This window comes from Actinoplanes sp. NPDC021490, from assembly GCF_055562135.1.
In genome coordinates, this window is sequence record NZ_JBVHFW010000015.1 from 186,175 (window position 1) to 208,630 (window position 22,456).

General features: G+C 68.7%; 21 protein-coding genes. 12 read left to right on the forward strand and 9 right to left on the reverse strand.

Annotation, left to right across the window (positions count from 1 at the left end):
* The first annotated feature begins 143 nt into the window (after positions 1 to 143).
* From ACZ3I4_RS33420 to ACZ3I4_RS33445, 6 genes are all read left to right on the forward strand, one after another.
* Positions 144 to 905, forward strand: coding sequence for a glycerophosphodiester phosphodiesterase (locus ACZ3I4_RS33420; RefSeq protein ID WP_465386053.1), 762 nt, complete (start codon positions 144 to 146; stop codon positions 903 to 905).
* A gap of 828 nt (positions 906 to 1,733) precedes the next feature.
* The gene (locus tag ACZ3I4_RS33425; protein WP_465386054.1) at positions 1,734 to 3,251 is read left to right on the forward strand and encodes a hypothetical protein; all 1,518 of its coding nucleotides are present in this window, start codon (positions 1,734 to 1,736) and stop codon (positions 3,249 to 3,251) included.
* A 119-nt stretch (positions 3,252 to 3,370) separates the two neighbouring features.
* Positions 3,371 to 4,201: a siderophore-interacting protein gene (locus ACZ3I4_RS33430; RefSeq protein ID WP_465386055.1), complete on the forward strand. Its 831-nt coding sequence runs from the start codon at positions 3,371 to 3,373 to the stop codon at positions 4,199 to 4,201.
* 76 nt (positions 4,202 to 4,277) lie between these two features.
* Positions 4,278 to 5,426 (forward strand): CynX/NimT family MFS transporter, encoded by a 1,149-nt coding sequence (locus ACZ3I4_RS33435; RefSeq protein ID WP_465386056.1) that lies wholly within the window; start codon positions 4,278 to 4,280, stop codon positions 5,424 to 5,426.
* Between the two features lie 278 nt (positions 5,427 to 5,704).
* The gene (locus tag ACZ3I4_RS33440) at positions 5,705 to 6,523 is read left to right on the forward strand and encodes a class I SAM-dependent methyltransferase (protein WP_465386057.1); all 819 of its coding nucleotides are present in this window, start codon (positions 5,705 to 5,707) and stop codon (positions 6,521 to 6,523) included.
* On the forward strand, positions 6,520 to 7,524 hold the full coding sequence (locus ACZ3I4_RS33445) for a peptide deformylase (RefSeq protein WP_465386058.1): 1,005 nt from the start codon (positions 6,520 to 6,522) through the stop codon (positions 7,522 to 7,524). Before ACZ3I4_RS33440 ends, ACZ3I4_RS33445 begins: the two co-directional genes overlap by 4 nt.
* A gap of 3 nt (positions 7,525 to 7,527) precedes the next feature.
* Here the strand turns inward: ACZ3I4_RS33445 and ACZ3I4_RS33450 are convergent, their stop codons facing one another.
* Together ACZ3I4_RS33450 and ACZ3I4_RS33455 are read right to left on the reverse strand one after the other, a co-directional pair.
* Positions 7,528 to 8,481: a helix-turn-helix domain-containing protein gene (locus ACZ3I4_RS33450; protein WP_465386059.1), complete on the reverse strand. Its 954-nt coding sequence runs from the start codon at positions 8,479 to 8,481 to the stop codon at positions 7,528 to 7,530.
* A gap of 131 nt (positions 8,482 to 8,612) precedes the next feature.
* Positions 8,613 to 9,437 carry an LLM class flavin-dependent oxidoreductase gene (locus ACZ3I4_RS33455; protein WP_465386060.1) on the reverse strand — a complete coding sequence of 275 codons (825 nt, stop codon included), beginning with the start codon at positions 9,435 to 9,437 and terminating at the stop codon, positions 8,613 to 8,615.
* A 189-nt stretch (positions 9,438 to 9,626) separates the two neighbouring features.
* Here ACZ3I4_RS33455 and ACZ3I4_RS33460 point away from each other — a divergent pair, with 189 nt between their 5' ends.
* Positions 9,627 to 11,576, forward strand: coding sequence for a M4 family metallopeptidase (locus ACZ3I4_RS33460; RefSeq protein ID WP_465386061.1), 1,950 nt, complete (start codon positions 9,627 to 9,629; stop codon positions 11,574 to 11,576).
* 192 nt (positions 11,577 to 11,768) lie between these two features.
* A complete protein-coding gene (locus ACZ3I4_RS33465; protein ID WP_465386062.1) occupies positions 11,769 to 12,281 on the forward strand; it encodes a CAP domain-containing protein in 513 nt (170 codons plus the stop codon).
* Between the two features lie 563 nt (positions 12,282 to 12,844).
* Here ACZ3I4_RS33465 and ACZ3I4_RS33470 read toward each other — a convergent pair.
* Both ACZ3I4_RS33470 and ACZ3I4_RS33475 read right to left on the reverse strand, forming a co-directional pair.
* On the reverse strand, positions 12,845 to 13,075 hold the full coding sequence (locus tag ACZ3I4_RS33470; RefSeq protein WP_465386140.1) for a DUF397 domain-containing protein: 231 nt from the start codon (positions 13,073 to 13,075) through the stop codon (positions 12,845 to 12,847).
* Between the two features lie 41 nt (positions 13,076 to 13,116).
* The gene (locus tag ACZ3I4_RS33475) at positions 13,117 to 13,965 is read right to left on the reverse strand and encodes a helix-turn-helix domain-containing protein (RefSeq protein WP_465386063.1); all 849 of its coding nucleotides are present in this window, start codon (positions 13,963 to 13,965) and stop codon (positions 13,117 to 13,119) included.
* A 231-nt stretch (positions 13,966 to 14,196) separates the two neighbouring features.
* On the opposite strand from ACZ3I4_RS33475, the gene ACZ3I4_RS33480 reads away from it, so the two are divergent.
* Positions 14,197 to 14,835 (forward strand): GOLPH3/VPS74 family protein, encoded by a 639-nt coding sequence (locus ACZ3I4_RS33480; protein WP_465386064.1) that lies wholly within the window; start codon positions 14,197 to 14,199, stop codon positions 14,833 to 14,835.
* Between the two features lie 62 nt (positions 14,836 to 14,897).
* Entirely contained in the window at positions 14,898 to 16,442 is a 1,545-nt protein-coding gene (locus ACZ3I4_RS33485; protein ID WP_465386065.1) for an APC family permease, read from the forward strand.
* 192 nt (positions 16,443 to 16,634) lie between these two features.
* On the opposite strand, the gene ACZ3I4_RS33490 is transcribed toward ACZ3I4_RS33485, so the two are convergent.
* Positions 16,635 to 17,186 (reverse strand): GNAT family N-acetyltransferase, encoded by a 552-nt coding sequence (locus tag ACZ3I4_RS33490; protein WP_465386066.1) that lies wholly within the window; start codon positions 17,184 to 17,186, stop codon positions 16,635 to 16,637.
* 391 nt (positions 17,187 to 17,577) lie between these two features.
* Entirely contained in the window at positions 17,578 to 18,054 is a 477-nt protein-coding gene (locus ACZ3I4_RS33495; protein WP_465386067.1) for an Lrp/AsnC family transcriptional regulator, read from the reverse strand.
* 190 nt (positions 18,055 to 18,244) lie between these two features.
* On the opposite strand from ACZ3I4_RS33495, the gene ACZ3I4_RS33500 reads away from it, so the two are divergent.
* A complete protein-coding gene (locus tag ACZ3I4_RS33500) occupies positions 18,245 to 19,879 on the forward strand; it encodes a VWA domain-containing protein (RefSeq protein ID WP_465386068.1) in 1,635 nt (544 codons plus the stop codon).
* Between the two features lie 49 nt (positions 19,880 to 19,928).
* Here the strand turns inward: ACZ3I4_RS33500 and ACZ3I4_RS33505 are convergent, their stop codons facing one another.
* The 3 genes from ACZ3I4_RS33505 to ACZ3I4_RS33515 form a co-directional block, all read right to left on the reverse strand.
* Complete coding sequence (locus ACZ3I4_RS33505) at positions 19,929 to 20,207, reverse strand: hypothetical protein (protein WP_465386069.1); 279 nt, start codon at positions 20,205 to 20,207, stop codon at positions 19,929 to 19,931.
* 337 nt (positions 20,208 to 20,544) lie between these two features.
* Positions 20,545 to 21,171 carry an NADPH-dependent FMN reductase gene (locus ACZ3I4_RS33510; RefSeq protein WP_465386070.1) on the reverse strand — a complete coding sequence of 209 codons (627 nt, stop codon included), beginning with the start codon at positions 21,169 to 21,171 and terminating at the stop codon, positions 20,545 to 20,547.
* A gap of 24 nt (positions 21,172 to 21,195) precedes the next feature.
* Entirely contained in the window at positions 21,196 to 21,915 is a 720-nt protein-coding gene (locus ACZ3I4_RS33515) for a hypothetical protein (RefSeq protein ID WP_465386071.1), read from the reverse strand.
* Positions 21,916 to 22,047: 132 nt separating this feature from the next.
* Between ACZ3I4_RS33515 and ACZ3I4_RS33520 the strand changes: the two genes are divergently transcribed.
* Positions 22,048 to 22,440 (forward strand): DUF1801 domain-containing protein, encoded by a 393-nt coding sequence (locus ACZ3I4_RS33520; protein ID WP_465386072.1) that lies wholly within the window; start codon positions 22,048 to 22,050, stop codon positions 22,438 to 22,440.
* Positions 22,441 to 22,456 lie beyond the last annotated feature (16 nt).

A 22,456-nucleotide genomic window follows, 5' to 3' on the forward strand; every position in this document is an offset into this window, starting at 1 on the left:
CTCTGCTTCCCGGTCCGCGCCCCCTGAAGAATCATCAGGTTCAACGTCGATGGTCAATGTCAACGACGGACTTTTACCTCTGTGCAACAAAGCACGCCCCCACTCGCCGCGTCCCGCAAGATTCCGGCTCCTAGGATCGGCCCGTGCCCTTCGCCTACTTGGACGCGCCGACGCCACTGGCCTTCGCCCACCGGGGCGGCGCGGCCGACGGCGACGAGAACACGGCGGAGGCCTTCGAACGCGCCGTCAAACTCGGATACCGCTACGTCGAAACCGACGTGCACGCCACCGCCGACGGCATCCCCGTCGTCTTCCACGACCCCACCCTCGACCGGGTCACCGGCGCCACCGGAAGCATCGCCACGATGACCTGGGCCGACCTCAAGACCGTACGAATCGGCGGCGCCGCCCTCGTCCCCCGGCTCGACGAGGTGCTGGCCGCCTGGCCCGAGATCCGCTTCAACATCGACATCAAGGCCGACACCGGAGTGGCCCCCACAGTCGACTGCCTGCGCAACTCGAACGCCACCGACCGAGTCCTGCTCGCCTCCTTCAGCGACCGCCGCCTGGCCCGCGTCCGCTCCCTGGCCGGCCCCACCGTGGCCACCTCCGTAGGCGCCCGCTCAGCCGCCCTGCTCCGCCTGGCCTCCCTGACCGGCGCCCGCCCACGCCTCCCAGCCTCGGTAGCCGCCATCCAAGTCCCCCCGCGACGGGGCCGGTTCCCCGTGGTCGACCGCCGTTTCCTCACCCTCGCCCACCGCCTGGGCCTGCAGGTCCACGTCTGGACGATCGACGACCCGGCCGAAATGACCCGCCTGCTCGACCTGGGCGTGGACGGCATCATGACCGACCGCCTGACCGTGCTCAAAGACGTCTACCAGTCTCGAGGCCTGTGGCCCCTCTGAGATCCCCGCTCCCCTCTGTTTACGCCCCACCCCACCAGGGGGCGGGCCCAAGGTAGTGCTTTCCGAGCCGGCGCCTCCGGCGTTGTCCACAGGAGGCGCTGGACCGCGTTTCCCGCACGCGAGTTGTCCACAGGGCCGACGTCGCGGCGACGAGATCTGGCTCACTGACCGCGGGCACGAGCTGGGCGCGAGACGCGGCGGGGCTGGTCGGCAGCGGGGCCGGTCGGCAGCGGAGCGGAAGGCGCCCGTGGGCGGGAGCCGGGCAGTGCCCAGCGCCTTCCGCTCGATCCACCGGTCGTTGCCGGCCACGCCGGTCGGCAGCGGGTTCGTTGGCAGCGGGTCCGGTCAGCGGCAGATCGCGGGTCGGTCCGTGGCCAGTCCGATCGGCAGCACGCCGTGGGCCGGTCCGCGGCCGGTTCGATGGGGGACAGCGACGGCGGCGAGCAATGCGTAAGTGGTTGAATGCGTTGCGAAAGGCTTGGGAATGATGCTGGAATGGTTTTCCCAGGTTGCTCCTAGGCTCATCCACGGTCACTTGATCTACATTTCTCGGGGGCGAGGCGCCTGGCGAGCCGCCGGAGGAGCCTGCGACTGGGTCGAAGAAGAAGTCGCAGGTCAGCAAAGTTTTTGCGATCTTGGTTGAACTCTGGACATCAGCCGTTCGGAGGATGCGGAGGGTTCGGCGCCCGCCCATATTTTTTCTTTAAGTTTGGGCTAAGAATTCATCAATTTCGCTCTCGGAATTGCAATCCGGCGGGGTGGCTCTTACCGTCTGGGAGCCGGTCGGAAATTGGGCCGGGTGGATTCTTCGAAGATGAGGTATCACGCATGCGTAGGTCTGCTTACCGCCGCGCGGCCGCCACGCCGTCGGGACGCAACCGACGGCTGTTCGCGGTCGGTGCGGTGATCGCCGCCCTGGGTGCGGCCGTGGGCTTCGCCCAGATCTCCGGCGCTGCCGAGAACGATCGGCCCGAGGGCAGCGGGGCCGGCAAGGTCGTCAACGGGCAGGTGATCCTCACCGACACGTGTATCGACAGCAACCTGACTCCGCACAACGGGTTCCAGGAAGGCAGCCGCTGCATCTCCACCGAGTTCGGTGAGGTCGGCGAGGCCAAGGACAACCCCAGCCTGCTGATCACCAACGCGCCCGAGCGCGTCGCGGCCAACACGCCGTTCAGCCTGACGGTCAGCACCCGCAACCTGATCCGCGACCGCTTCCTGGCGGCCGGCAAGGGCGGGTACTACGTGGAGAGCTCGGTCCTGCGGGACGGTCTCGTCCGCGGTCACTTCCACACCGCGTGCCGGATGCTGCCGAACACCAACGAGGCGCCCGCGCCCGACCCCGTTCCGGCGTTCTTCGTCGCCACCGAGGACACCAAGGGTGGCGCGGCCCCCGACGAGGTGGTCATCCAGGTGCCGGGCATGCCGACCGACGGCATCGCGCAGTGCTCCTCGTGGGCCGGCGACGGCTCCCACCGCACCCCGATGATGGTGCGCGCCAACCAGACACCGGCAATCGACGCCGTACGCATCACCGTCGGCAACGCCGGCGGCGGCGACAACGGCGGTGGCGGCGACAACGGCGGTGGCGGCGACAACGGCGGTGGCGGCGACAACGGCGGTGGCGGCGACAACGGCGGCGGTGGCGACAACGGCGGCGGTGGCGACAACGGCGGCGGTGGCGACAACGGCGGTAACAACGGCGGCGGCGACAACGGCGGCGGTGGCGACAACGGCGGTAACAACGGCGGCGGCAACAACGGCGGTAACAACGGCGGCGGCAACAACGGCGGCGGGGACAACGGCGGCGTGACGCCGGGCAACCCCAACAGCACCGTGACGCCGACCAAGCCTCCGACCAAGATCCCGACGACCGCGCCGACAGTGAAGGACGACTTCACCCCGGACCCGACCAAGCCGGCCACCCAGCCGACGAAGCCGGCCGGCACCCGGCCCCCGGCCACCACCCGGCCGCCCGCGGCCAACACCGGCGGCAACAACAACAACGGTGGCGACACCGAGTCGGGCAACGAGAGCGGCAACGAGGCTCCGGCCACCAAGGCCCCGAAGCCCCGCGCGACCAGCAAGAGCGCAGCGCCCGCGGCGGGCGGCACCGACTACACGTACGAGGACGGCCAGTTCAACTCGGGCAACAAGGCCCCGGTGGCCGACCAGGTGGCCCAGGTGCAGGCCGACGCCCCGAAGAAGGAAGACGGCGGCCTGCTCGCCCTGACCGGCAACAACACGGTCGCGGTGGTCGGCGGAGCGGCGGTCCTCCTGATGATCGGCCTGATCATCATGGCGCTCACCCGGCGCCGGCGGCTCCCCGGCAGCACCTGGGAGTAGCTTCTCCGGAGAACTGACAAGGGCGGTCCGCATCACGCGGGCCGCCCTCCCCTTTGCCCTTGAAAAGTGAGGGTAGCCTTACCGGCGGCAGCTCGAATCCCGGATGCGAAGGACCAATAATGGCGAACAGGCCGGCACGAGCGGCGACCGAGGCCGTCGTCACCCGGGTGGAGCAACTCACCCCGCACATGATCCGGGTCGTCCTGGGCGGCGAGGGCCTCGGCACGATCGAAGCGGGCGCCTTCACCGACCACTACGTCAAGGTGTTGTTCCCGAAGCCGGGCGCCGCCTATCCGGAGCCGTTCGACATGGGCACGATCCGGGAGACCGTTCCGCGCGAGGACTGGCCGGTCGTCCGGACATACACGGTTCGCAAGTGGCTGCCCGAGATCGCCGAGATGTGGGTCGACTTCGTGGTGCACGGCGACGAGGGCATCGCCGGACCGTGGGCGGCCGCGGCCCGGCCCGGCGACGTCGTGCGGTTCATGGGTCCGGGTGGCGGCTACACGCCCAGCCCCGACGCCGACTGGCATCTGCTGGCCGGTGACGAGAGCGCGCTGCCCGCCATCGCCGCCGCGCTCGAGGGCATGCCGGTCGGTGCGCGCGTACGGGCGTACGTGGAAATCGACAACGCCGACGAGGAACAGAAGCTCGAGTGCCCCGGCGACCTGGAGCTGACCTGGCTGCACCGCGACGGCCGGCCGGTGGGCGAGGCGCTGGTCGAGGCCGTACGGGGGAACGCCTTTCCCGAGGGCCAGGTGCACGCGTTCGTGCACGGTGAGGCGACGTTCGTACGGGACCTGCGTCGTTTCCTGAAGAACGAGCGCGGCATCCCGATGGACCAGCTGTCGATCTCGGGTTATTGGCGGCGCGGCATGAACGAGGACGGGTGGCAGTCTTCGAAGCGCGAGTGGAACCAGCAGGTGGAACAGGAACAAGACCGGTCGTGAGCCTGATCTTCCCGGGGTCGATGATATGTAAGTGGTGACTGCCGAGGAAGACCTGACTCAGAAGCGTCGCGGGCGCATGATTGCGCTGGTAGCGCTGCTTCTGGCCGCGGTCAACCTGCGGCTGGCGGTGACGAGCGTCGGCCCGGTGCTCGACGAAGTCCGCGACGGGCTGGGCATGAGTTCCACCGTCGCCGGTCTGCTCACCTCGGTGCCGGTCGTGTGTTTCGCCGCCGTCGGTCTGACCGCGCCCCGGCTGGCCCGGCTGTTCGGCGCGTCCCGGGTGATCCTGGTCGGTCTCGTGGTGCTGGCGGCCGGTTTGGCCGTACGCCCGTTCGCCCCCGGCACGGCCCTGTTTTTGCTGCTCAGCCTGGTCGCGCTGGGAGGCATCGCGGTCGTCAACGTGCTGCTGCCCTCGGTCGTCAAGGACCGCTTCCCCGACAAGGTCGGTTCGACGACGGGCCTCTACACCGTCGCGCTCAACGTCGGCGCCACCACCGCCGCGGCGGCCACCGTCCCGCTCACCGATCATGCGTTCGGCGGTGACTGGCGGATCGGCCTGGCCTGCTGGGCCGTCGTTGCGGTGCTGGCCGTGCCGTCATGGCTTCCGCTGGCCCGCGAGCCCATCCCGCCCGCCGCCGAGATCAAGACCGAGGATCTCGTACGCGTCTCCAGGCACCCGGTCGCCTGGGCGCTGGCGGTCTATTTCGGCATGCAGTCCACCTCGGCGTACGTGATCATCGGCTGGCTCCCGCAGATCTACCGCGATGCCGGCGTCTCGGCCGAGCAGGCGGGCCTGCTGTTCGCCCTCACGTCGTTCCTGGGCGTACCCCTCGGCTTCGGCCTGTCCGCGCTGGCCGGCCGGGTGCGCAACCAGAGTTGGATAGCCGTCGGCCTGGGCGTCTTCGGCCTGGCCGGCTACGGCGGCCTGTGGTGGGACCCGGCCGCCGCCCCGTGGCTGTGGGCCACGTTCCTGGGCATCGTCAACACGGCCTTCCCCCTGGTCCTGACCTTGATCGCCTTGCGCGGCCGCACCCCCGCCACGGTGGTCCGCCTGTCCGCGTTCGCCCAGAGCGTCGGCTACATCATCGCCATCCCGGGCCCGTTCCTGGTCGGCGCCCTGCACGACGCCACCAACGGCTGGCGGGCCCCGCTGACCTTGGTGTTGTGCCTGATAGTCCCGCAGATGATCGCGGGTTATTTCGCCGGCCGGGACCGCCAGATCTAGTTCCGCCCGTACGCCGCCCGGCCGGCCAGGCGGGTTCGCCGCGCGGGCCTTGGCCGTCTGCGCGGCGTTGACAGCGCCGTCTGCGCGTTGTTGACGGCACCGTCCGCGCGTTGTTGACGGCCGTCTGCGCCGCGTTGACGGCGCCGTGTGCGCGGCGTTGACGGCGCCCGCCTTCCTGCCCGCAACTCGACCACCGCACCGCAGGATCGTCACGCAGTGCACAAATTCGATTGCTCACAGACACGACGATCAATGGTTTCGTGCGGCAGAGTAAGTGCATGAGCGCGGATGTGTGGGAGGTCGGCGACTCTTATGAGGCCTATGTCGGCCGGTGGAGCCGCCTGGTGGCCGCCGAATTCGTCCGCTGGCTGGGTGTGCCGGGCGGCCGGCGCTGGCTCGATGCGGGCTGCGGGACAGGCGCCCTGACCTCGGCAATCCTCACCGCCGCAGCAGTGAACAGCGCGGCGGGCGCGCCCGGCCCGGCCCGGGTGATCGGGGTTGATCCATCGCGGGGGTTTCTCAGTTCGGCGCCCGTGGCGGCCGCCCTCGTCGCCGGTGATGCGGCTTCTCTGCCGTTTCGGGATGGCAGCTTCGACGCCGTCGTGAGCGGGCTGGCGCTCAACTTCGTGCCCCGTCCCGAGCGCGCGGTCGCCGAGTTTGCCCGGGTGGCCGCGCCCGGGGCGGTCGTGGGGTCGTACGTCTGGGACTACACGGGCGGCATGCGGATGATGCGCTACTTCTGGGACGCCGCCGCCGAGATCGTTCCGGCCGCCGCGGAACGCGACGAGGGCCCGCGCTTTCCGATCTGCCGGGAGGCGGCGCTGCACGCGGCGTGGGCCGAGGCCGGGTTGATCGACGTCAGCACCCGGGCCATCGAGATTCCCACCGTGTTCGCCGGGTTCGACGACTTCTGGGGGCCGTTCCTGGGCGGGCAAGGCGCCGCACCGGCCTACCTGGCGACGCTCGGCGCGAACCAGCAAGTCGAGATCCGCGAGCGAATACGGTCGCGCCTGCCGGTCGAGGCGGACGGGACGATCCCGCTGACCGCGTCGGCCTGGGCAGTGCGTGGCCTCCGTCCGGACAAAGGAGGCACATGAGCCCGGAGCACCCGATCCCCGCGCAGCGCAGGAGCCCCGGACCACCGACCGAACCCCCGAGCCCCCGGTCCACCCGGCCGGGGCCGATCCCGAAACAGCGCACCACCTCGAGCAACGCCGAACCGACCGAGCAGCGCACGACCGCGAACGAGACAGAGCCGTCCGCGCAGCGTGTGAGCGCGAACGACACCGAGCAGGCCGCGCAGTGTGTAAGCGCGCACGACACCGAGCAGGCCGCGCAGCGTGTGAGCGCGCACGACACCGAGCAGGCCGCGCAGTGTGTAAGCGCGCACGACACCGAACCGGCCGCGCAGCGTGTAAGCGCGCACGACACCGAACCGGCCGCGCAGCGTGTGAGCGCGCACGACACCGAGCAGGCCGCGCAATGTGTGAGCGCGGACGAGATCGGGTCTGCGGCGCAGCCGGTGAGAGCGGAACACGCTGCCCAGCAACCGAGTCCGGCCCAGCGCATGATCGCGCTGGGGATCGTGCAGGCCGGTGATCCGGCTTTGCGAGCCCGGGCCCGCCCCTTCGAACTGCCCCGCGAAGCCGCCGCCGCGCATGACACGATCGCCCTGATCAGGGCCGCTATGGATCGCGTGGCCGGGGCGCACCGGTTCGCCAAGGGCATGGGCATGGCCGCACCGCAGATCGGCATCGACCGGGCCGCGGCCGTCATTCGTACGGGAAAACAGGAACTGGTCTTGCTCAACCCGCGGATCGTCGACGAGTCGGCCGACCGGGACACCCTGTTCGAGGGGTGCCTGAGCTTCTTCGACGTGCGCGGCGAAGTGGAGCGGCCGGTCTGCGTCGAGGTCGAGCACCGGCACCCCGACGGCACTGTCGAGGTCACCCGTTTCACCGGCGGGCCGGCCCGGCATGTGCAGCACGAGATCGACCACCTGGAGGGCCGCCTCTACACCGATCGCATGCCGGCCGGAACCGACGTCATCCCGCTCTCGGAATATCAGGGCACCGGCCGCCCGTGGCGCGAGCGCTGACCGTCACGCCGCCCGATGGGCGCGCCCGGCCTGCGCACGCTCGGCGAACCGCCACCGCAACCGGATCTGGCTGGTCAGCAGCAGCTCGCGCAGCCGCAGCGTGTAGACGACCGTGCCGTTCTCCCCCGGCGACTCGGTGGGAGAGAAACCCTTGATTCCCGCGTACGACAATGTCTCCGCGCTCACCTCGGCGGCGAGCCCGGCCGGCAGCCGCAACGACATCGTCAGCGCGCGGGTCGGGAACCGGATGTCGCGCTGGAACCACTGGCCCCACAGGCTGGCGGGCACCCGGTAGGAATACGTCACACGCGTGCGCTCGCCCGGATAGAGCGGGAACCGTGCGCGGGCGTTGCCGAAGACCAGGACCATTTTGACGTACGCGTCGGAGGAGCGCGTCACACGCACGTCCATCGTCTCGGGACGCTCGTCACCGGCCTGGGCCGCGAAGTCGAGATCGGACAGCTGCAGCGGGCTCTCGGCATACAACCGGCGGGACACGCCGGGGTGGTCGGGGTAGCGGTCGACATCGACGCGCACCGGATAGCAGGTGACGGGCCGGTCGCCGACGTTGCGCACCACACGCTCGACGCGGCAGAAATACCATCCGTCGGCATACGTCAGCGTGGCGTTCTCCTCCTCGATCACGAGCGTGGCCGGCAGCATCGGGCTGGGCTCGTAGTCGTTGCGGAGAACCGGGGCGGGCGCGGGCTCACCGGCGGCCTGCCGGCACTGCTCGTACCGCGAGATGATCTCGCCGCCGCTCGCCAGGACCGCCTCGGCGCGGCAGGCGAACTCGAGGGTCGGGTGGTGGCGCAGGCTCTCCACATGGCTGATGTACGACGGGTGGTAGCCCATCGACGCGGCGAGCTGCTTCTTCGAGAGGCCCCGGCGGGTGCGCCAGGCGGTAAGTACCTGAGCGAACGCGGTGCGGGCCGTGAGCTCGAGTTGTGAGGTCATCACACACTCCTCAGGGGACGCTGTCCGGCCATGATGCCCCACGGGATACCCACCCGCCACGTCAACAATGTCACTTTGCGAACTCATGAGATTACGGAGCGCTCACTTGAATCACCGTTCATGTTGTTGAATCATGCGCGTAGCAGAGCGATGACGGGCGCGAACTCCTCCATGAAAAGACCGCTCACACCCACATAGGAGACGTCGAACTCCTCGCGCCGCCGGCACAGCAGATCGGCGATGCGGTCGGCCGAGCCGGTCAGAAAGGCGATGCCACCGGCGGAGGCCATCGCGACCGGATCGCCACCCACCATCCGGCTCACCCAGGGCGGAACATCGCCGGGGGCCGGGGCCACGGCGGCGACATTCAGGTGCATCTCGAGGCGGCCGAATCGCTCCCCCGCGGCGTCGCGCAGGGCGTCGACCATGCGGGCCAGCTCGGGCTCGGTGGACTGCGGCGGGAGACCGAGCGCGACCGTGTCGGCCCGCTCGGCGGCGAGCCGCAACATCCGCGGGCGACTGGCCGCCACCAGCACGGACGGCGGTTTCTCCAACGCGCGTACGGCATCGATCGTCGCGCCGGCCCGGGCCAGCCGCTGGGCCGGCGTGCCGAAATCAGCGCCCAGGGCGGCCGCGTCGCCCTCGGCCCCCGGACGCCCACCGCCGATGCCGAGTTCGAAGCGCCCGCCACTGATCAGCTGAAGCGTCTCGGCCTCCCACGCGACCAGTCCGGGCGACCGGTTGGGCGCGCTCAGAACATAGGTGCCCAGGCGCAGACGAGTGGTGACGGCGGCCGCCGCGGCCAGCGCCGGGAACGGCGACATGGTGTGCAACGTGTCGGGGACGAGCAACGTGTCGTAGCCCAGCCGCTCGGCCCGCCGGGCGGTCGCCGTCCACTCGTCACCACTGGCCGCCCGGCCCGCCACGACCCCGAATCGGAACTCTCGCTCAGTCATGCCGACATGCTCCCGCCGGGCGGCCGCGCTGTCGTCAACCCAGGGACGACCCCCGCGTACACCCTGGGTTGTACGCCGCCGGGCACGCGCAAGGGTTTTCCCTGATTCGGTGACAGGCGTCGATGCCTACGGTCTCACCATCGGACCTTGAGCCCGCCCACAACCCCCGGGCGGGAGAGGAGTACCCGCGTGAAACGTCGAACCCCTTTGATCATCGCGTTGGCGGCCGGAACCGCGGCCGCCTCCGCCATGGTCGCCGTGACCGGGCCCGCAGCCGCGGCGCCGCAGGACCCCTCGGCCGTCGCGGCACTGGCCGCGAACAAGGCGGACGCGCTCGTCGCGAGCCGCCCGGCCATTCTGCACGCCGGCTCGAACGAGACCTTCCAGCAGCAGAAGGTCATCCAGTCCTCCGGACTCAACTACGTGCCTTACAAGCGGGCCTACAAGGGGCTGCCGGTCGAGGGCGGCGACCTGGTCGTCGTCACCGACGCGGCCGGGCAGACCAAGTACACGTCGGTCGCGCAGAGCGCCCCGCTCGGCGAACTCTCCACCACCGCCAAGATCGCCGGCACCGCGGCCGCCGCGACGGCGAAGGCCCAGCTCAAGACGGTGACCACCGTCGAGGGCACGAAGCTCGTGGTGCTGGCCGAAGAGGGTCAGACGGCCAAGCTGGCCTGGCAGACCACGGTCGCCGGCACCAGCGCCGAGGGGCCCAGCCGCCTGACCGTTGACGTCGACGCGACCAGCGGGCAGGTCCTGCGTACGACGGAAAGGGTCATCGACGTCACCGGCACGGGAACCGGCTGGATCAACGGCTCGGTCTCGATCGACACCACCCAGTCCGGCTCGTCCTACCTGCTGCAGGACCCGAGCCACACCACGATCCGCTGCCAGGACGCGGCCAGCAACACCACGTTCAGCGGCCCGGACAACGTGTGGGGCAACGGCACCGGCACCAACAAGGAGACCGGCTGCGTCGACGCCTTCTACGTCGCGCAGAAGCAGTACGCGATGCTCTCGTCGTGGCTGGGCCGCAACGGCCAGAACGGCAGCGGCGGCGCGTGGCCGATCCGGGTCGGCCTCAACGACCAGAACGCCTACTACGACGGCACGCAGGTGCAGATCGGCAAGAACACCGCCGGTCAGTGGATCTCCTCGGCCGACGTCGTCGGTCACGAGCTGGGCCACGGCATCGACGACACCACGCCCGGCGGGATCTCGCGCTCGGGCACCCAGGAGTTCGTCGCCGACACCATCGGCGCGGCGACCGAGTGGTTCATCAACAACCCCAACGACGCCCCCGACTACCAGGTCGGCGAGGAAGTCAACCTGGTCGGCAGCGGCCCGATCCGGTACATGTACAACCCGTCGCTGGCCGGGGACAGCAACTGCTACAGCAGCAGCACCCCCGGTTCCGAGGTGCACGCGGCGGCCGGCCCCGGCAACCACTGGTTCTACCTGATGGCCGAGGGCACCAACCCGTCCAACGGGCAGCCCGCCAGCACCCGGTGCAGCGGCTCGGGCGCGATCACCGGTCTCGGCATCCAGAACGCCATGAAGATCATGTACAACGCGATGCTGATGAAGACGTCGAGCTCGTCGTACCTGAAGTACCGCACCTGGACGCTGACCGCGGCCAAGAACCTGTTCCCGAGCAGCTGCGACCAGTTCAACACGGTCAAGGCGGCCTGGGACGCGGTCAACGTGCCCGCCCAGACGGCCGACCCGACCTGCACCGGCGGCGGCACCACCCCGCCGCCCACCACCCCGCCGACGACGCCGCCCGGCGGCTCCTGCACCGGCACCAACGCCACCGACGTCACGATCCCGGACGCCGGCTCGGCGATCAGCAGCAGCATCGCGATCAGCAACTGCGCCCGGGCCGCCTCGGCGACCTCGACGATCGCGGTCAACATCGTCCACACCTACCGGGGTGACCTGCGGGTCGACCTGGTCGCCCCGGACGGCACGGTCTACAACCTGAAGGCCACCTCGTCCTCCGACAGCGCCGACAACGTCAACACGACGTACACCAAGAACCTGTCGAGCGAGACCGCCAACGGCACCTGGCAGCTGCGGGTGCAGGACGTGTACCGGACCGACACCGGCTACATCAACTCCTGGACCCTGACCGCCTAGAGCTCACCTCTCCCAGACGCGGGGCCGGCTTGACGCAGCCGGCCCCGCGTCGCTTCCTTTTATCGGGCAAATCGGGCACCACCGGTGCGGCTGGGTTGCCCGACGTTGCCTTCCGGGTCCCCTTCTTCATCCGGGCGCGCACGCCCCGATCGGTATCGCTGACAGCAGCCGAACGTCCGAAGGAGCCCGAACTTGAAGCGTTTCGTCCGCCGCGCCATCGTCACCGCCGCCCTGATCGCCATCCCGACCCTTGCCGGCGCCCCCGCCTTCGCGGCCGCCACCGCCGAGGCGCCGAAGAAGGCCGCGGCAGTCGACCAGGCCGCGTACGAGACCGAGGTCGTCAAGCTGACCAATGCCGAGCGCACGGCCCGCGGCTGCAAGGCGCTGCGCATCGACGACCGCCTGGTCAAGGCGGCCCGCGCGCACAGCCAGGACATGGTCCAGGAGCGCTTCTTCGACCACACCGGGTCGGACGGCAGCAACTTCGTCACCCGCGAGGTCCGCGCCGGCTACCCGCGCAACGGCGCCTCCGCCGAGAACATCGCCTACGGCTACCGCACCCCGAAGCAGGTCGTGACCGGCTGGATGAACAGCTCGGGCCACCGCAAAAACATCCTGAACTGCTCGAGCGTGGCCGTCGGCGTCGGCCTGGCCTTCACGTCGGGCGGCTCCCCGTACTGGACCCAGGACTTCGGCCGCGTCTGAAGACAAAGCACGGCGCACAGCCGAAATGCCGCACAGCACCCGCTGTGCGGCATTTCTGTCTTGTACCAGGCACCGCGAAGAGCCCGTTCCCACGCGGTGGCAGCCGGCCGCCGAACACGTCCAGAACGGTCATACCGGCGGAACGAAGGTGTGTCGGGCGGCACCAGCCGCGCCGCCTCGAGCCGGGCGCCCGGGACGCGGCGCAAGTGGCCGACTATCGCGCGCCGGGTTCACGTTACGACGATCGGGCGCTCGAAATCCCTGCGGCAACGCAAGTTCCTCGTGGCATCGGTAGCCGACGATGTGCGGGGCGTCGCGGGAACGGTCTCATTTCGGCACGACGACGTTCCCGACGTACGCCTGATGACCGAAAACGGGACGGCGGTGAATGGCGTGAAGGCGTCGCACAAAGTTCACCGGAATGGGTGAGAATAGTGATTCTGAGTGCGGGTGCCGCGACTCCTGGTGAGGGGAACCACGGCACCCTGAAAAGCACGCGCCCTCGGAAAGATGACTTTAAGTAGGCACTTCCCACCGGTGCGTGCTTATCGATAGAGTTCGGCTTATGCCTCGAGGTCGAACTCGCCGTCCTTGGCGGAGCCGACGAAGGCGGCCCATTCCGCCGTCGTGAACATCAGCGCAGGACCGGAGCGGTCCTTGCTGTCCCGGACAGCGACTCCCTGGTCGAGGAACGCGACCTCGACACAGTTGTTTCCACCGTTGCCGTTGCTACGGCTGGCCTTTTTCCAGACCGCGCCCGTGAGAACAGCAGCGTTCAGCTGGTGCGTGAGCAACTCAAGCACCCCCCTTCGATATGCGGTTGTCTCGAAGAGCACTACGCGACGAGCAGGCTCTCGATCATCTTGATGGTCATTCTGTGGTCGAGCGCCCTGGCACTCAATCGCTCGAACTCCTGCCGGTATCGAACGACCTCGGCCGGTTGCTCTTCGTAGTAGTCTCCCGCAAGACCTTCAAGATAGACAACATCCAAATGGGTGGTCTCCCGGAACTCCAAAAGCGCTGCTGAACCGCCGAGGAACGTGTGTTCGCCGGCGCTGAACGGCAGAATCTGCAGCATCACATTCGGTAATTGAGCGACCTCGATCAGATGCCGGAGCTGTTCGTTCATGACGTCGTCACCGCCCACCATCCGGCGTACCACCGATTCGTCGATGATGGCGGTGAGTTCGAGCGGCCTTTCCCCGCGCAGGCGCACCTGGCGGGTGAGTCGCAGCGAGACCCGGCGGTCCGTCTGCTGTGGTGACTCGTTGGATCGGCCGGTGCGGATCAGCGCGCGCATGTACGACTCGGTCTGCAGCAGCCCGGGCACGATGATCGGCTCCCACGCCCGCATCGAGGCGGCCGCCGCTTCGAGGCCGACGAAGTTGCCGGGACGCATGATGTCCCGGTAGTCCGTCCACCATGTTCGCTCGCGGGACAGCCGGGCCAGTTCGACCAGCGCCTCGCGGTAGTCCTGATCACCCACGCCGTACAGGGTCAGCAGGTCCTTGACGTCGCGTGGGGTCACCGCCACCCGTGCGGTCTCGATGCGCGTGACCTTGGCCGCGTGCCACTCGAAATGCCTGGAGACGTTCTCTTGCGTCAATCCTGCTGCTTCGCGACACCGTTTGAGCTCAGCTCCCAGACGGCGGCGGCGCAGGGTTGGCCCTTCATCAACGGACACCTGGACTCCCTCGGTCCTAGTGAGACCGATAGTACGGCCCAGGCCTTCATGATCCAAACACGGCGTACCAAACAAAAAGTACTAGCCTTCTTGTATCAGCCTCTTCGGCGGGTACATGATGCGCGGACATCGAGTTACAGCGTTTTCTACCGACAGTGATCATCGCGGCCGTGGTGCTCACTGCCAACCCGACCAGAGACCATCAAGACGTTGTCTAAGGGGCGTGGCGGCGTGTTGGCTGACCAGTACTTCCTGATCGCACACGAGGACCGCACCGGTCGGTCCCGTCTCCATCCACGTGCGACCGGCCTAGGCCTGGCCGCTGCACTACTAGGCGAACTCATCATGGAAGGCCGGATCGGCATCTCCGACGGAGATCTGATCATCCTCGACCGGCATCCCCCGTCGGACGCGCTCGCGCACGACGTGCTGGACCTGCTGGTCGCTCAGCCGCAACACCGGGACGTCCGGATCTGGCTGGCCTTCCTCTCCCAGGACGCGGCGATTCGCGTTGGCGAACGACTCACCCGCCTCGGCGCGGTCGAGGCGGTCACCAAGCGGCGGATGCTCTCCACCGAGACTCTCTATATGCCCAACAGCGCGGCCCAGCGCAACGCGGCCGCGTGGGCGCCCGCCCGCCTGGCCAACATGCTGGTTCGCGGGATGGGCATGAGCATCAGTGACCGGGTGCTGATCGGCCTGGTCGCCGCGACCGGGCTCACCCGGCACGTGCTCTACGACTTCGAGGCGCACCGGCACGCGTTCCAGTCGCTGCCCAGCGCCGTCGGGTCGCTCCCGGCCGACCTCCGGGAGCTCGTCGAATACACCGAAGCCTCCGTGGGCTCGGTTGTCACTGTTGGCCGCCGGTGAGCGGCATCGGGCGCCACCACCTCGGGCGCAACAACTCTGAACACTGGGCCGGGAGGCTGTTGATGGCGCGGATGGAACCCGCAGAACCGGACATCGTCACGAAGGCGCTGGCCAAGAACAGGCTGGGCGTCCCCTCGGTGGTGTTCTTCGGAGTCGCGGGCGCGGCACCGCTGACCGTGATCATCGGATCGATCACCACCATTTACGCGATCATCGGCAGCACTGCCGTCCCGATCGCCTATCTGGTCACGGCCGGGCTGCTGTCCCTGTTCACCGTCGGCTTCGTGGCCATGAGCCGGCACATCGTCAACACCGGCGCGTTCTACTCATACATCAGTCATGGGCTGGGGCGCATCATCGGCGTAGGAGCGGCCTTCGTCGCCCTACCCGCCTACTCACTCATGCAGATAGGCCTGTTCGGACTGTTCGGGTCGGTCGCGAGCGGCATCCTGGCCGCGTTCGGCTTCACCGTTCCCTGGTACGCCTGCGCGATAGGCGCCTGGTTCGCCGTGGCGATCCTCGGCCTGCTCTGGGTCGACCTGAGCGGCAAGGTCCTGGCGGTCCTGCTCGTTCTCGAGATCGCTGTCGTGCTGATCTACGACCTCGTGATGATCAGCAACCCGGCCGACGGCCACATCACCTTCTCCCAGTTCTCCCCGGCGCCGCTGGCCACCCCGGTGATCGGCATCCTGATGGTGCTGGCGATCGCCGGCTTCGTCGGCTTCGAGGCCACCGTGGTGCTCTCCGAGGAGGCGAAGGACCCCAAGCGCACGATCGCGCGGGCCACCCACATCGCGGTGATCCTGGCCGGCGTCCTGTGCGCGCTCTCGGCCTGGGCGATGTCGGTCAACACCGGCCCCGACCAGATCGCCGCGCAAGCCGCCACGCACCAGACCGACCTGGTCTTCCAGCTCGTCGGGCCGCATCTGCCCGGCTTCCTGATCGACCTCGGCTACGTCCTCTTCCTTACTAGCGTGTTCGCGGCGCTGCTCGCGTTCCACGCGGCGGTGTCCCGCTACCAGTTCGCTCTCGGGCGTGAGGGCGTGCTCCCGGCCGCATGGGGGCGCACCCACCCGCGTACGGGAGCTCCGCTTCTCGGCTCGATCACCCAGAGCGTGCTGGCCATCATCGTGCTCAGCCTGTACGCCCTGGTCGGCTCGGACCCGCTGGTCTTCGTCTTCGCCTGGCTCACGACGATCGGCGGCCTCGGCGTCCTCATTCTCATGTGGGCCGCGTCGGCCGCGGTCCTGGCGTTCTTCATGCGGAACAAACGCGGGGAGAGCATCTGGAAGGCGTACGTCGCACCGGCCGCGGCTTTCCTGCTGCTCACGGTGGTGCTGGCGGCGACGTGCATCGGCTTCGGTGAACTGCTTCAAGTCGACGGTGATTCACCGTTCCAGTGGCTCATTCCCGCGCTTTATCTGGCCGTTGCCCTGGTCGGCTTCGTCTGGGCAATGATCATGCGGGCCGCACGTCCGGAGGTTTACGCGGCAATCGGCCGCGGCACCGAAGGGCGGGTGAGCGTCGTCCCCGATAGCGCATCCATGCTGCGGGCCTTGCACGCCGATCCGGTCGGCGCCCGCAGCGGAAGCGGATATCCGTACTGAGCTTCCACCGGCTCGCGCGAGACGTCGCGCGGGCCGGGCGGAAAGAACCGGTGGCCGTACCCGATAACGCGGCTACCGAGAGGTCAGCACCCGTCTCGACACGGAGGTCGCCTATGGCTTGAAGGTTTCCCCCCAGCTCCGCGGCAGACCGTCGACAAAGTCGGCGGCCTGCCGCGTTTTTGCGCGAGAGCGTCAGGCTGCCGAGGGGAATTCGTAGAGCCAGTACGACTGCTGGTCGATCCGCGTGAACTTCATGTTGTCCGACAGCCGGCTCACCATCATCCGGAACACCCGGGACATCCGCCGCACCTCGTCATTGTGGTTGCAGATGTCCAGGCAGACCAGGCCGTTCTGGGCCGAGGCGACCATGTACATCTGCTCCACGAGCTGGGCAAACGCCTCGCGACCCTGCGCGTGCGGGCTCACCGCCACGAAGCCGATGTACCAGATTTTGTTCGCGGCGTAGTGCTCGGGCCAGTGCCGTTCGAAGTACTGCGGTGCGATCAACGGCACCGCGTCGAGATCGTTCGTATAGGTGGCCACGCCGCAGATGGTGCCGTCGTCATCGAGGGCAAGGTACTTGTCGACCCGCGTGTCCGCCATTACCTCGTCGAACTCGGACCGGAACATCAGATGCCGCTGAACCGCCAGGTGGTTCAGCTCCTCGAACGCATCCCGATACATGTTCCACATTGTCTCGTGGAGGGCTTGGTCGGTGATCCGGTCGATGACTTTGATCAGCATGTTCGGCTCCCCCGCAGGCCGCCGCCAGGTCGGCCCGCTTCTCGCACTCATCTTGATCGATGATTGTTGACCATCAGAGTACGAAGGGTTACCCGACCGCGACAATGAGTGTCGACGGATTGAATGTGCCAATTCATCTACCGGACGCGTCGAGTGCCCGTTTTGGTGTGCAAGTTGCAGTGGCCACAGTAGATTCGTCCCTCGATTCAGCACATTGTTCAGGCCCCGGAGTACTAGACATCGTGCGCATTACCCCTGGTGCAGGCCCTTGAACAACTCGATGTCGCGCGCCTTTTCTTTTCCGCGAAAGCTCAGTAGCGAGAAAGATCATTTCCGGCGGGAGGGCCTATTCGTATCCGAACGACAATATTGTTCGGTGACAATGCGTAAGTCAGCGTGACTCCGCCGTGTGACGACGCAACAGGCCGTCCACACTGTTCGGCGCCACCTCGTGCAGGACGATCGACGTCGAGGTGCGCACGACCCCCGGCGCGGCCACGACCAGGTTGGTGATGCGGTACAGGTCGCCGGTGTCCCGGGCGACGATGCGTACGAGAAGGTCGCCGTCGCCCGTCGTCGCGAGGATCTCGACCACCTCGGGGATGCGGACGATCTGCTGCGCCACCGCGTCACCCTCACGCTGACTCAGTGACAGCGTCATGAACGCCATGAGCGGATAACCCAGCGACGCCGGCTCGAGCCTGCGCGAATATGCCCCCAGGGCGCCCGACTCGCGCATGCGGCGCAACCGGGCCTGCACGGTGTTGCGCGACATCGACAGACGCTCGGCCAGGGCGACCACGGTGGCGTCGGGATCGGCGTCGAGCGCCAGCAGAATGCGCGCATCGGTCGCGTCCAGAGATCGCATCGTTGCCATCCTCCCCCGTTCCCGGTCATTCTGCTGTGCGTTTGCACAGCAAGCAAGCACATGGATGTGCAGGATGCGTTCCGGCGGCGCCGCGCGACGGGTGATCGACAAGTAACTATTTGCATCTTTAGTGAAAGAATTTCCCCGTACGCCCATGGCCCCGGCCCGGCGGCGAGATCATGCTGGCTCGATGCCTGGCCGTCATCGTCCGCTCCAGCGTTCGGGAATCATCGCCGCCGTCACCGCCGTCGTCGTGGTCGCACTGGCCGGAGGCGGATGGGCCGGATACCGGCAGTTGTCCGCCGACGACTGCCCCACGACTGTCGCGCTCAAGGTGGCCGCGGCCCCCGAGATCGCGCCCGCCGTCCGGGCCGCCGCGGGCGACTGGACCGGCAACGGCGCCTGCGTGACCGTCGCCGTGGCCGCCGTCGACCCCACGGCGATGGCGGCCGCGGTCGGCCAGAAGCACGGCGTCAACCTGGTCACCGGCGCGACCCGCAAACAGGACACGACGGCCGACGTCTGGATCCCCGACTCGGGCATGTGGCTGCAGCGACTGGCCTCCGAGGCGCCCGGGTTCGTGCCGGTGGTGCTCGGGTCGGTGGCCGAGAGCCCCCTGGTCTTCGCGGCCCCCGGTCCGAACCCGCCGTCGCTCGCGGGTCTGGCCCAGCGGATCGCCACCGACAAGACCCTGCGGCCCGCCGTCGTCGACCCCGAACGCGACGCCACCGGCCTGGCCGGGTTGATCGCCGTCGCCGGCGCGGCCGGAACCAACGCGAAGCTCCGGGTCGGCGCGATGCGGGCGCTGGCCGAGAACCGGTCGGGCCTCCGCGGCGCCGTGCTGCAGAAGTTCCAGACCGGCGACATCGGCCTGGTCCCGCTGTCCGAGGCCGACGTCATCGCGTACAACCGGAACGGCCCCGCCACCCCGCTGGCCGCCGCCTACCCCACCGCGTCCGTGGTGCTTGATTACCCGTACGCGGTCATGCCCGGAATTGATCCCCCGAAGGCGGCCGCCGCAAGCACCTTGCGCACCGCCCTGCGCACCGGCCTGTTCGGCGACGAGCTGGCCAAGGCCGGGGTCCGCGGCCCCGGCGGCACGCCCGGCCCCGGCTTCGCCGCCCCCAAGAACGCTCCCCCGGTCGTCCCGCCGTCCGCGCCGATCAACGCCAAGGCGATCACCCAACTGCTCGGCAGCTGGACCGCGATCACGCAGCCCGGCCGGATGCTGGCCGTCTTCGACGTGTCTGGTTCGATGAACGAGAAGGTCCCGACCGCCGGCGGCGCGACCCGGGCCGTGGTCACGCAGGGCGTCGCGCGGCAGGGCTTGGGCCTGCTCGACGACCGCTGGTCGGTGGGTAACTGGACGTTCTCGACGAACATGGCGGGCAAGCGCCCCTGGATCGAGAACGTCCCGATCTCCCCCTGCGCCACCCACCGCCCCGAACTGGAAGCCGCCATCGCCAAGATCGTCCCCAAGCGCGGCGGCGACACCGGCCTCTACGACACAGCGCTCGCCGCCTACCAGACCATGCTGCGCGGCTGGCGTCCCGGCGTGTCGAACTCGGTGGTCATCTACACCGACGGCCAGAACGACAACCCCGGCGGCCTGACGATCGACGAACTGGTCACCCGCATGACGAAGCTCCGCAACCCCGCCCGCCCCGTCCGCATGGTGATCATCGGCATGGGCACAGCCATCGACCGCAAGGAACTCGAGGCCATCGTCGGCGCCTCCGGCTCGGGCGGCGTCTTCATCGCCACCGACCCCGCCAAGATCGGCGAAATCTTCCTCGAGGCCATAGCCAGCCGCAAGGGCGCTTGACACCCGGCCGGCGCGGTCGCCGGGGCAGCTCTCCGCGCGAACAAACGCGTCAGAGCACTTCGTCGACTACTCGATAGAAACAGACCGAGAAGTCGACCTCGTAGCACTTCCCGCCGCGCTGAAGCAGGCCGCCGCTGCCGCAGCAGACCACCAGGCTCATGACCACCAGAAACAGCACCGCCGCGGGCCAGACGAAACAGCCGCACCCCGACGAGCCGGAGTCCTCGATCCCCTGGCTGCGCTGCCACGCGCGGTAATCGGCATCGATCTTGGCTTGTTTGGCATCGAACCGCCGCCAGAAGTCCCGATTCCATTGCTCGTCGTTCACGCCGCCTCCCCGTCCGTCACCGACAACTGACGGACAAGAAACCCGGTGGGCACAGCAAGCGGCCTCGGTCCTGCTCATCGGCCTCTTGATGTTCTACGTGCTCTTCCCGGCGCCGGTGTGGTGCGGGCGGCTGGCCCTGGCCCGCGCCGACCGGCCCGCCCCTGAACTGCGGCAAATCGGACTCGGACGGGCGCCGCGGTCGAATACCGCCGCAACAACTCGGCCGAGCCGTGCCCGCGGCGGCGCTTGGTCGTGGGTCAGCCGGCCCGCCAGTGAGTCAGCCGGCCCGCCAGTGAGTCAGCCGGCCCGCCAGTGAGTCAGCCGGCCCGCCAGTGGGTCAGCCGGCCTGCCAGTCGGGGAGGGCCGAGGTGTCGCGGCGTTCGATCACCGGGAACACGGACGAATAGTGCTGCCAAGCCGGGCGGGGTGGGGCGTCGCTGAGGGCCAGCACCCGGACCAGGGCCTGCAGCGCGTCCTGCAGGGCCTGGTGCAGTCTCGGGTCGGTGATCAGGCCGGCGCGGTCGACCGAGGCGGGATCGATCGGGACCCGGATGCATGCGGCGCGCAGGACCTTGGCGTTGGTGTGGCTCATGACGGTTTCGAGCGTGGTGCGGGCGCCGTAGTCCTCGCCCTCGCCCGACACCGACAGCCAGGCCACCGGCTTGCCGTCGAGCAGGTTGTCCTCGATGAGCCAGTCGAGCAGGTTCTTGAGGCTGCCGGGCAGCGTGCCCGCGAACTCGGGGGTGCTGATCAGCACGGCGTCGGCGATGCGCACCTGGTGGCGCAGCAGCACCACGGTGTCGTGCGGGTTCGGCTCGCCGGGCACGAACGCCGGGACACTGCGCAAGCCCTCGAACAGGCCGGCGTTGATGTCGTCCGGAGCGAAACGTGCAGCAGTGCGCAGCGCGGCGGTCTGCAAGGAGTCCTCGCGGGTGCTGCCCGAGATCAGCAGGATGCGGGTCATGCCGACGAGCCTAGAGCCCCCGCGTTACGAGCCCGCGGCGCAGACCAGCCCGATCTCCTCGGCAACCGGAGTGGCGTCACTCGCCGGGGTGGCCGAACGAGCGTGATGCCCCGCGTCGTCCCGCCCGGAGTGATGATCGGAATCGTCGGGCCGGGCGTGATCGGAATCGTCGGGCTTGGCGTGGTCCGAGTCGTCGGGCTTGGCGTGATCGGAGTCGTCGGGCTCGGTCTCGTCGGAGTCGTCGGACGACGGCCGTCCCAGCTTCAGCTTGTCGATGCCGGCGCCCGTGACCAGGTTGGCCACCGTGGCCGGCGAGGTGCATCCCTTGCGGTGCCCCTTCCACTCCAGCTCGGTCTCGCCGGTGACGGTCACAGTCAACGACGACCCTTTCCCGTACGCCACCACGAGCGCCCCGGTCGTGGAGTCGTACGAGGTGATCCGGAACTTGGCCTTGGACCCGTCCTTGACCTTGGGCAGTTTGTCGTCGCGGTCGCGGATGCCGTCCCCGTCGGTGTCGGCCTTCGACGGGTTGGTGCCGGCCCGGAACTCGGCAAGATTGCGCAGTCCGTCGCGGTCCTTGTCGCCGCGCGCATCGTTCTTGCGCGGGTTGAGCCCGTTGGCCTTCTCGTACTTGTCCGGCATGCCGTCGCGGTCACGGTCCTTGCCCGGGGAGGCCAGCGCCGCGCCGGGAATCGACAGGGTGGCCAGGGTCGCGGCCGCGACGGCGGTCAGGCGCAGGCTCATATGGGGGTCCTTTCGAGGGGGGTAACGATCACGGTAGGCGGCCGGACGGCCTCCGCACCCGTTCGCGCGGGCATCGCTACCGACCTGCTCCGACCCTGCTCCCGGCCCCTTTTCTGTGCGATTCTGTTCGCCGTGGCGAAAGACGACGTCGAGGCTTTCCTGGAAACGATTGAAGACGAGCAACGCCGGCGGGACGCACGCCTGCTCGTCGGCCTCATGGGCGAGGTCACGGGCGAACCGGCGACAATGTGGGGCAGCGGCATCATCGGTTTCGGCTCCCGGCACTACCGCTACGAGTCGGGCCGCGAGGGCGACGTGGCCGCGGTCGGGTTCGCACCCCGCAAGGCGCAGACCGTGCTCTATCTGACCGGCTATCTGGAGGCGTACGGGGATCTGCTCGAACGCCTCGGACCGCACACCCGGGGCAAGGGCTGCCTGTATGTGAAGCGCGTGGACAAGGCCGATCAGGCTGCGTTGCGCGACATTGTCGCCCGCTCCTACGAAACCGCCGAAGTCACCGAATAAGCGGTTCGCCGGGCCA

What these genes read in the sequence shown, in the direction of transcription:
- ACZ3I4_RS33455 (WP_465386060.1), bottom strand. Translation starts at nt 9,437, where the DNA reads ATGACTGAGCGAGAGTTCCGATTCGGGGTCGTGGCGGGCCGGGCGGCC.
- ACZ3I4_RS33450 (WP_465386059.1), bottom strand. Translation starts at nt 8,481, where the DNA reads ATGACCTCACAACTCGAGCTCACGGCCCGCACCGCGTTCGCTCAGGTA.
- ACZ3I4_RS33500 (WP_465386068.1), top strand. Translation starts at nt 18,245, where the DNA reads ATGCCTGGCCGTCATCGTCCGCTCCAGCGTTCGGGAATCATCGCCGCC.
- ACZ3I4_RS33435 (WP_465386056.1), top strand. Translation starts at nt 4,278, where the DNA reads ATGATTGCGCTGGTAGCGCTGCTTCTGGCCGCGGTCAACCTGCGGCTG.
- ACZ3I4_RS33430 (WP_465386055.1), top strand. Translation starts at nt 3,371, where the DNA reads ATGGCGAACAGGCCGGCACGAGCGGCGACCGAGGCCGTCGTCACCCGG.
- ACZ3I4_RS33510 (WP_465386070.1), bottom strand. Translation starts at nt 21,171, where the DNA reads ATGACCCGCATCCTGCTGATCTCGGGCAGCACCCGCGAGGACTCCTTG.
- ACZ3I4_RS33440 (WP_465386057.1), top strand. Translation starts at nt 5,705, where the DNA reads ATGAGCGCGGATGTGTGGGAGGTCGGCGACTCTTATGAGGCCTATGTC.
- ACZ3I4_RS33425 (WP_465386054.1), top strand. Translation starts at nt 1,734, where the DNA reads ATGCGTAGGTCTGCTTACCGCCGCGCGGCCGCCACGCCGTCGGGACGC.
- ACZ3I4_RS33445 (WP_465386058.1), top strand. Translation starts at nt 6,520, where the DNA reads ATGAGCCCGGAGCACCCGATCCCCGCGCAGCGCAGGAGCCCCGGACCA.
- ACZ3I4_RS33485 (WP_465386065.1), top strand. Translation starts at nt 14,898, where the DNA reads ATGGCGCGGATGGAACCCGCAGAACCGGACATCGTCACGAAGGCGCTG.
- ACZ3I4_RS33515 (WP_465386071.1), bottom strand. Translation starts at nt 21,915, where the DNA reads ATGAGCCTGCGCCTGACCGCCGTCGCGGCCGCGACCCTGGCCACCCTG.
- ACZ3I4_RS33490 (WP_465386066.1), bottom strand. Translation starts at nt 17,186, where the DNA reads ATGCTGATCAAAGTCATCGACCGGATCACCGACCAAGCCCTCCACGAG.
- ACZ3I4_RS33495 (WP_465386067.1), bottom strand. Translation starts at nt 18,054, where the DNA reads ATGCGATCTCTGGACGCGACCGATGCGCGCATTCTGCTGGCGCTCGAC.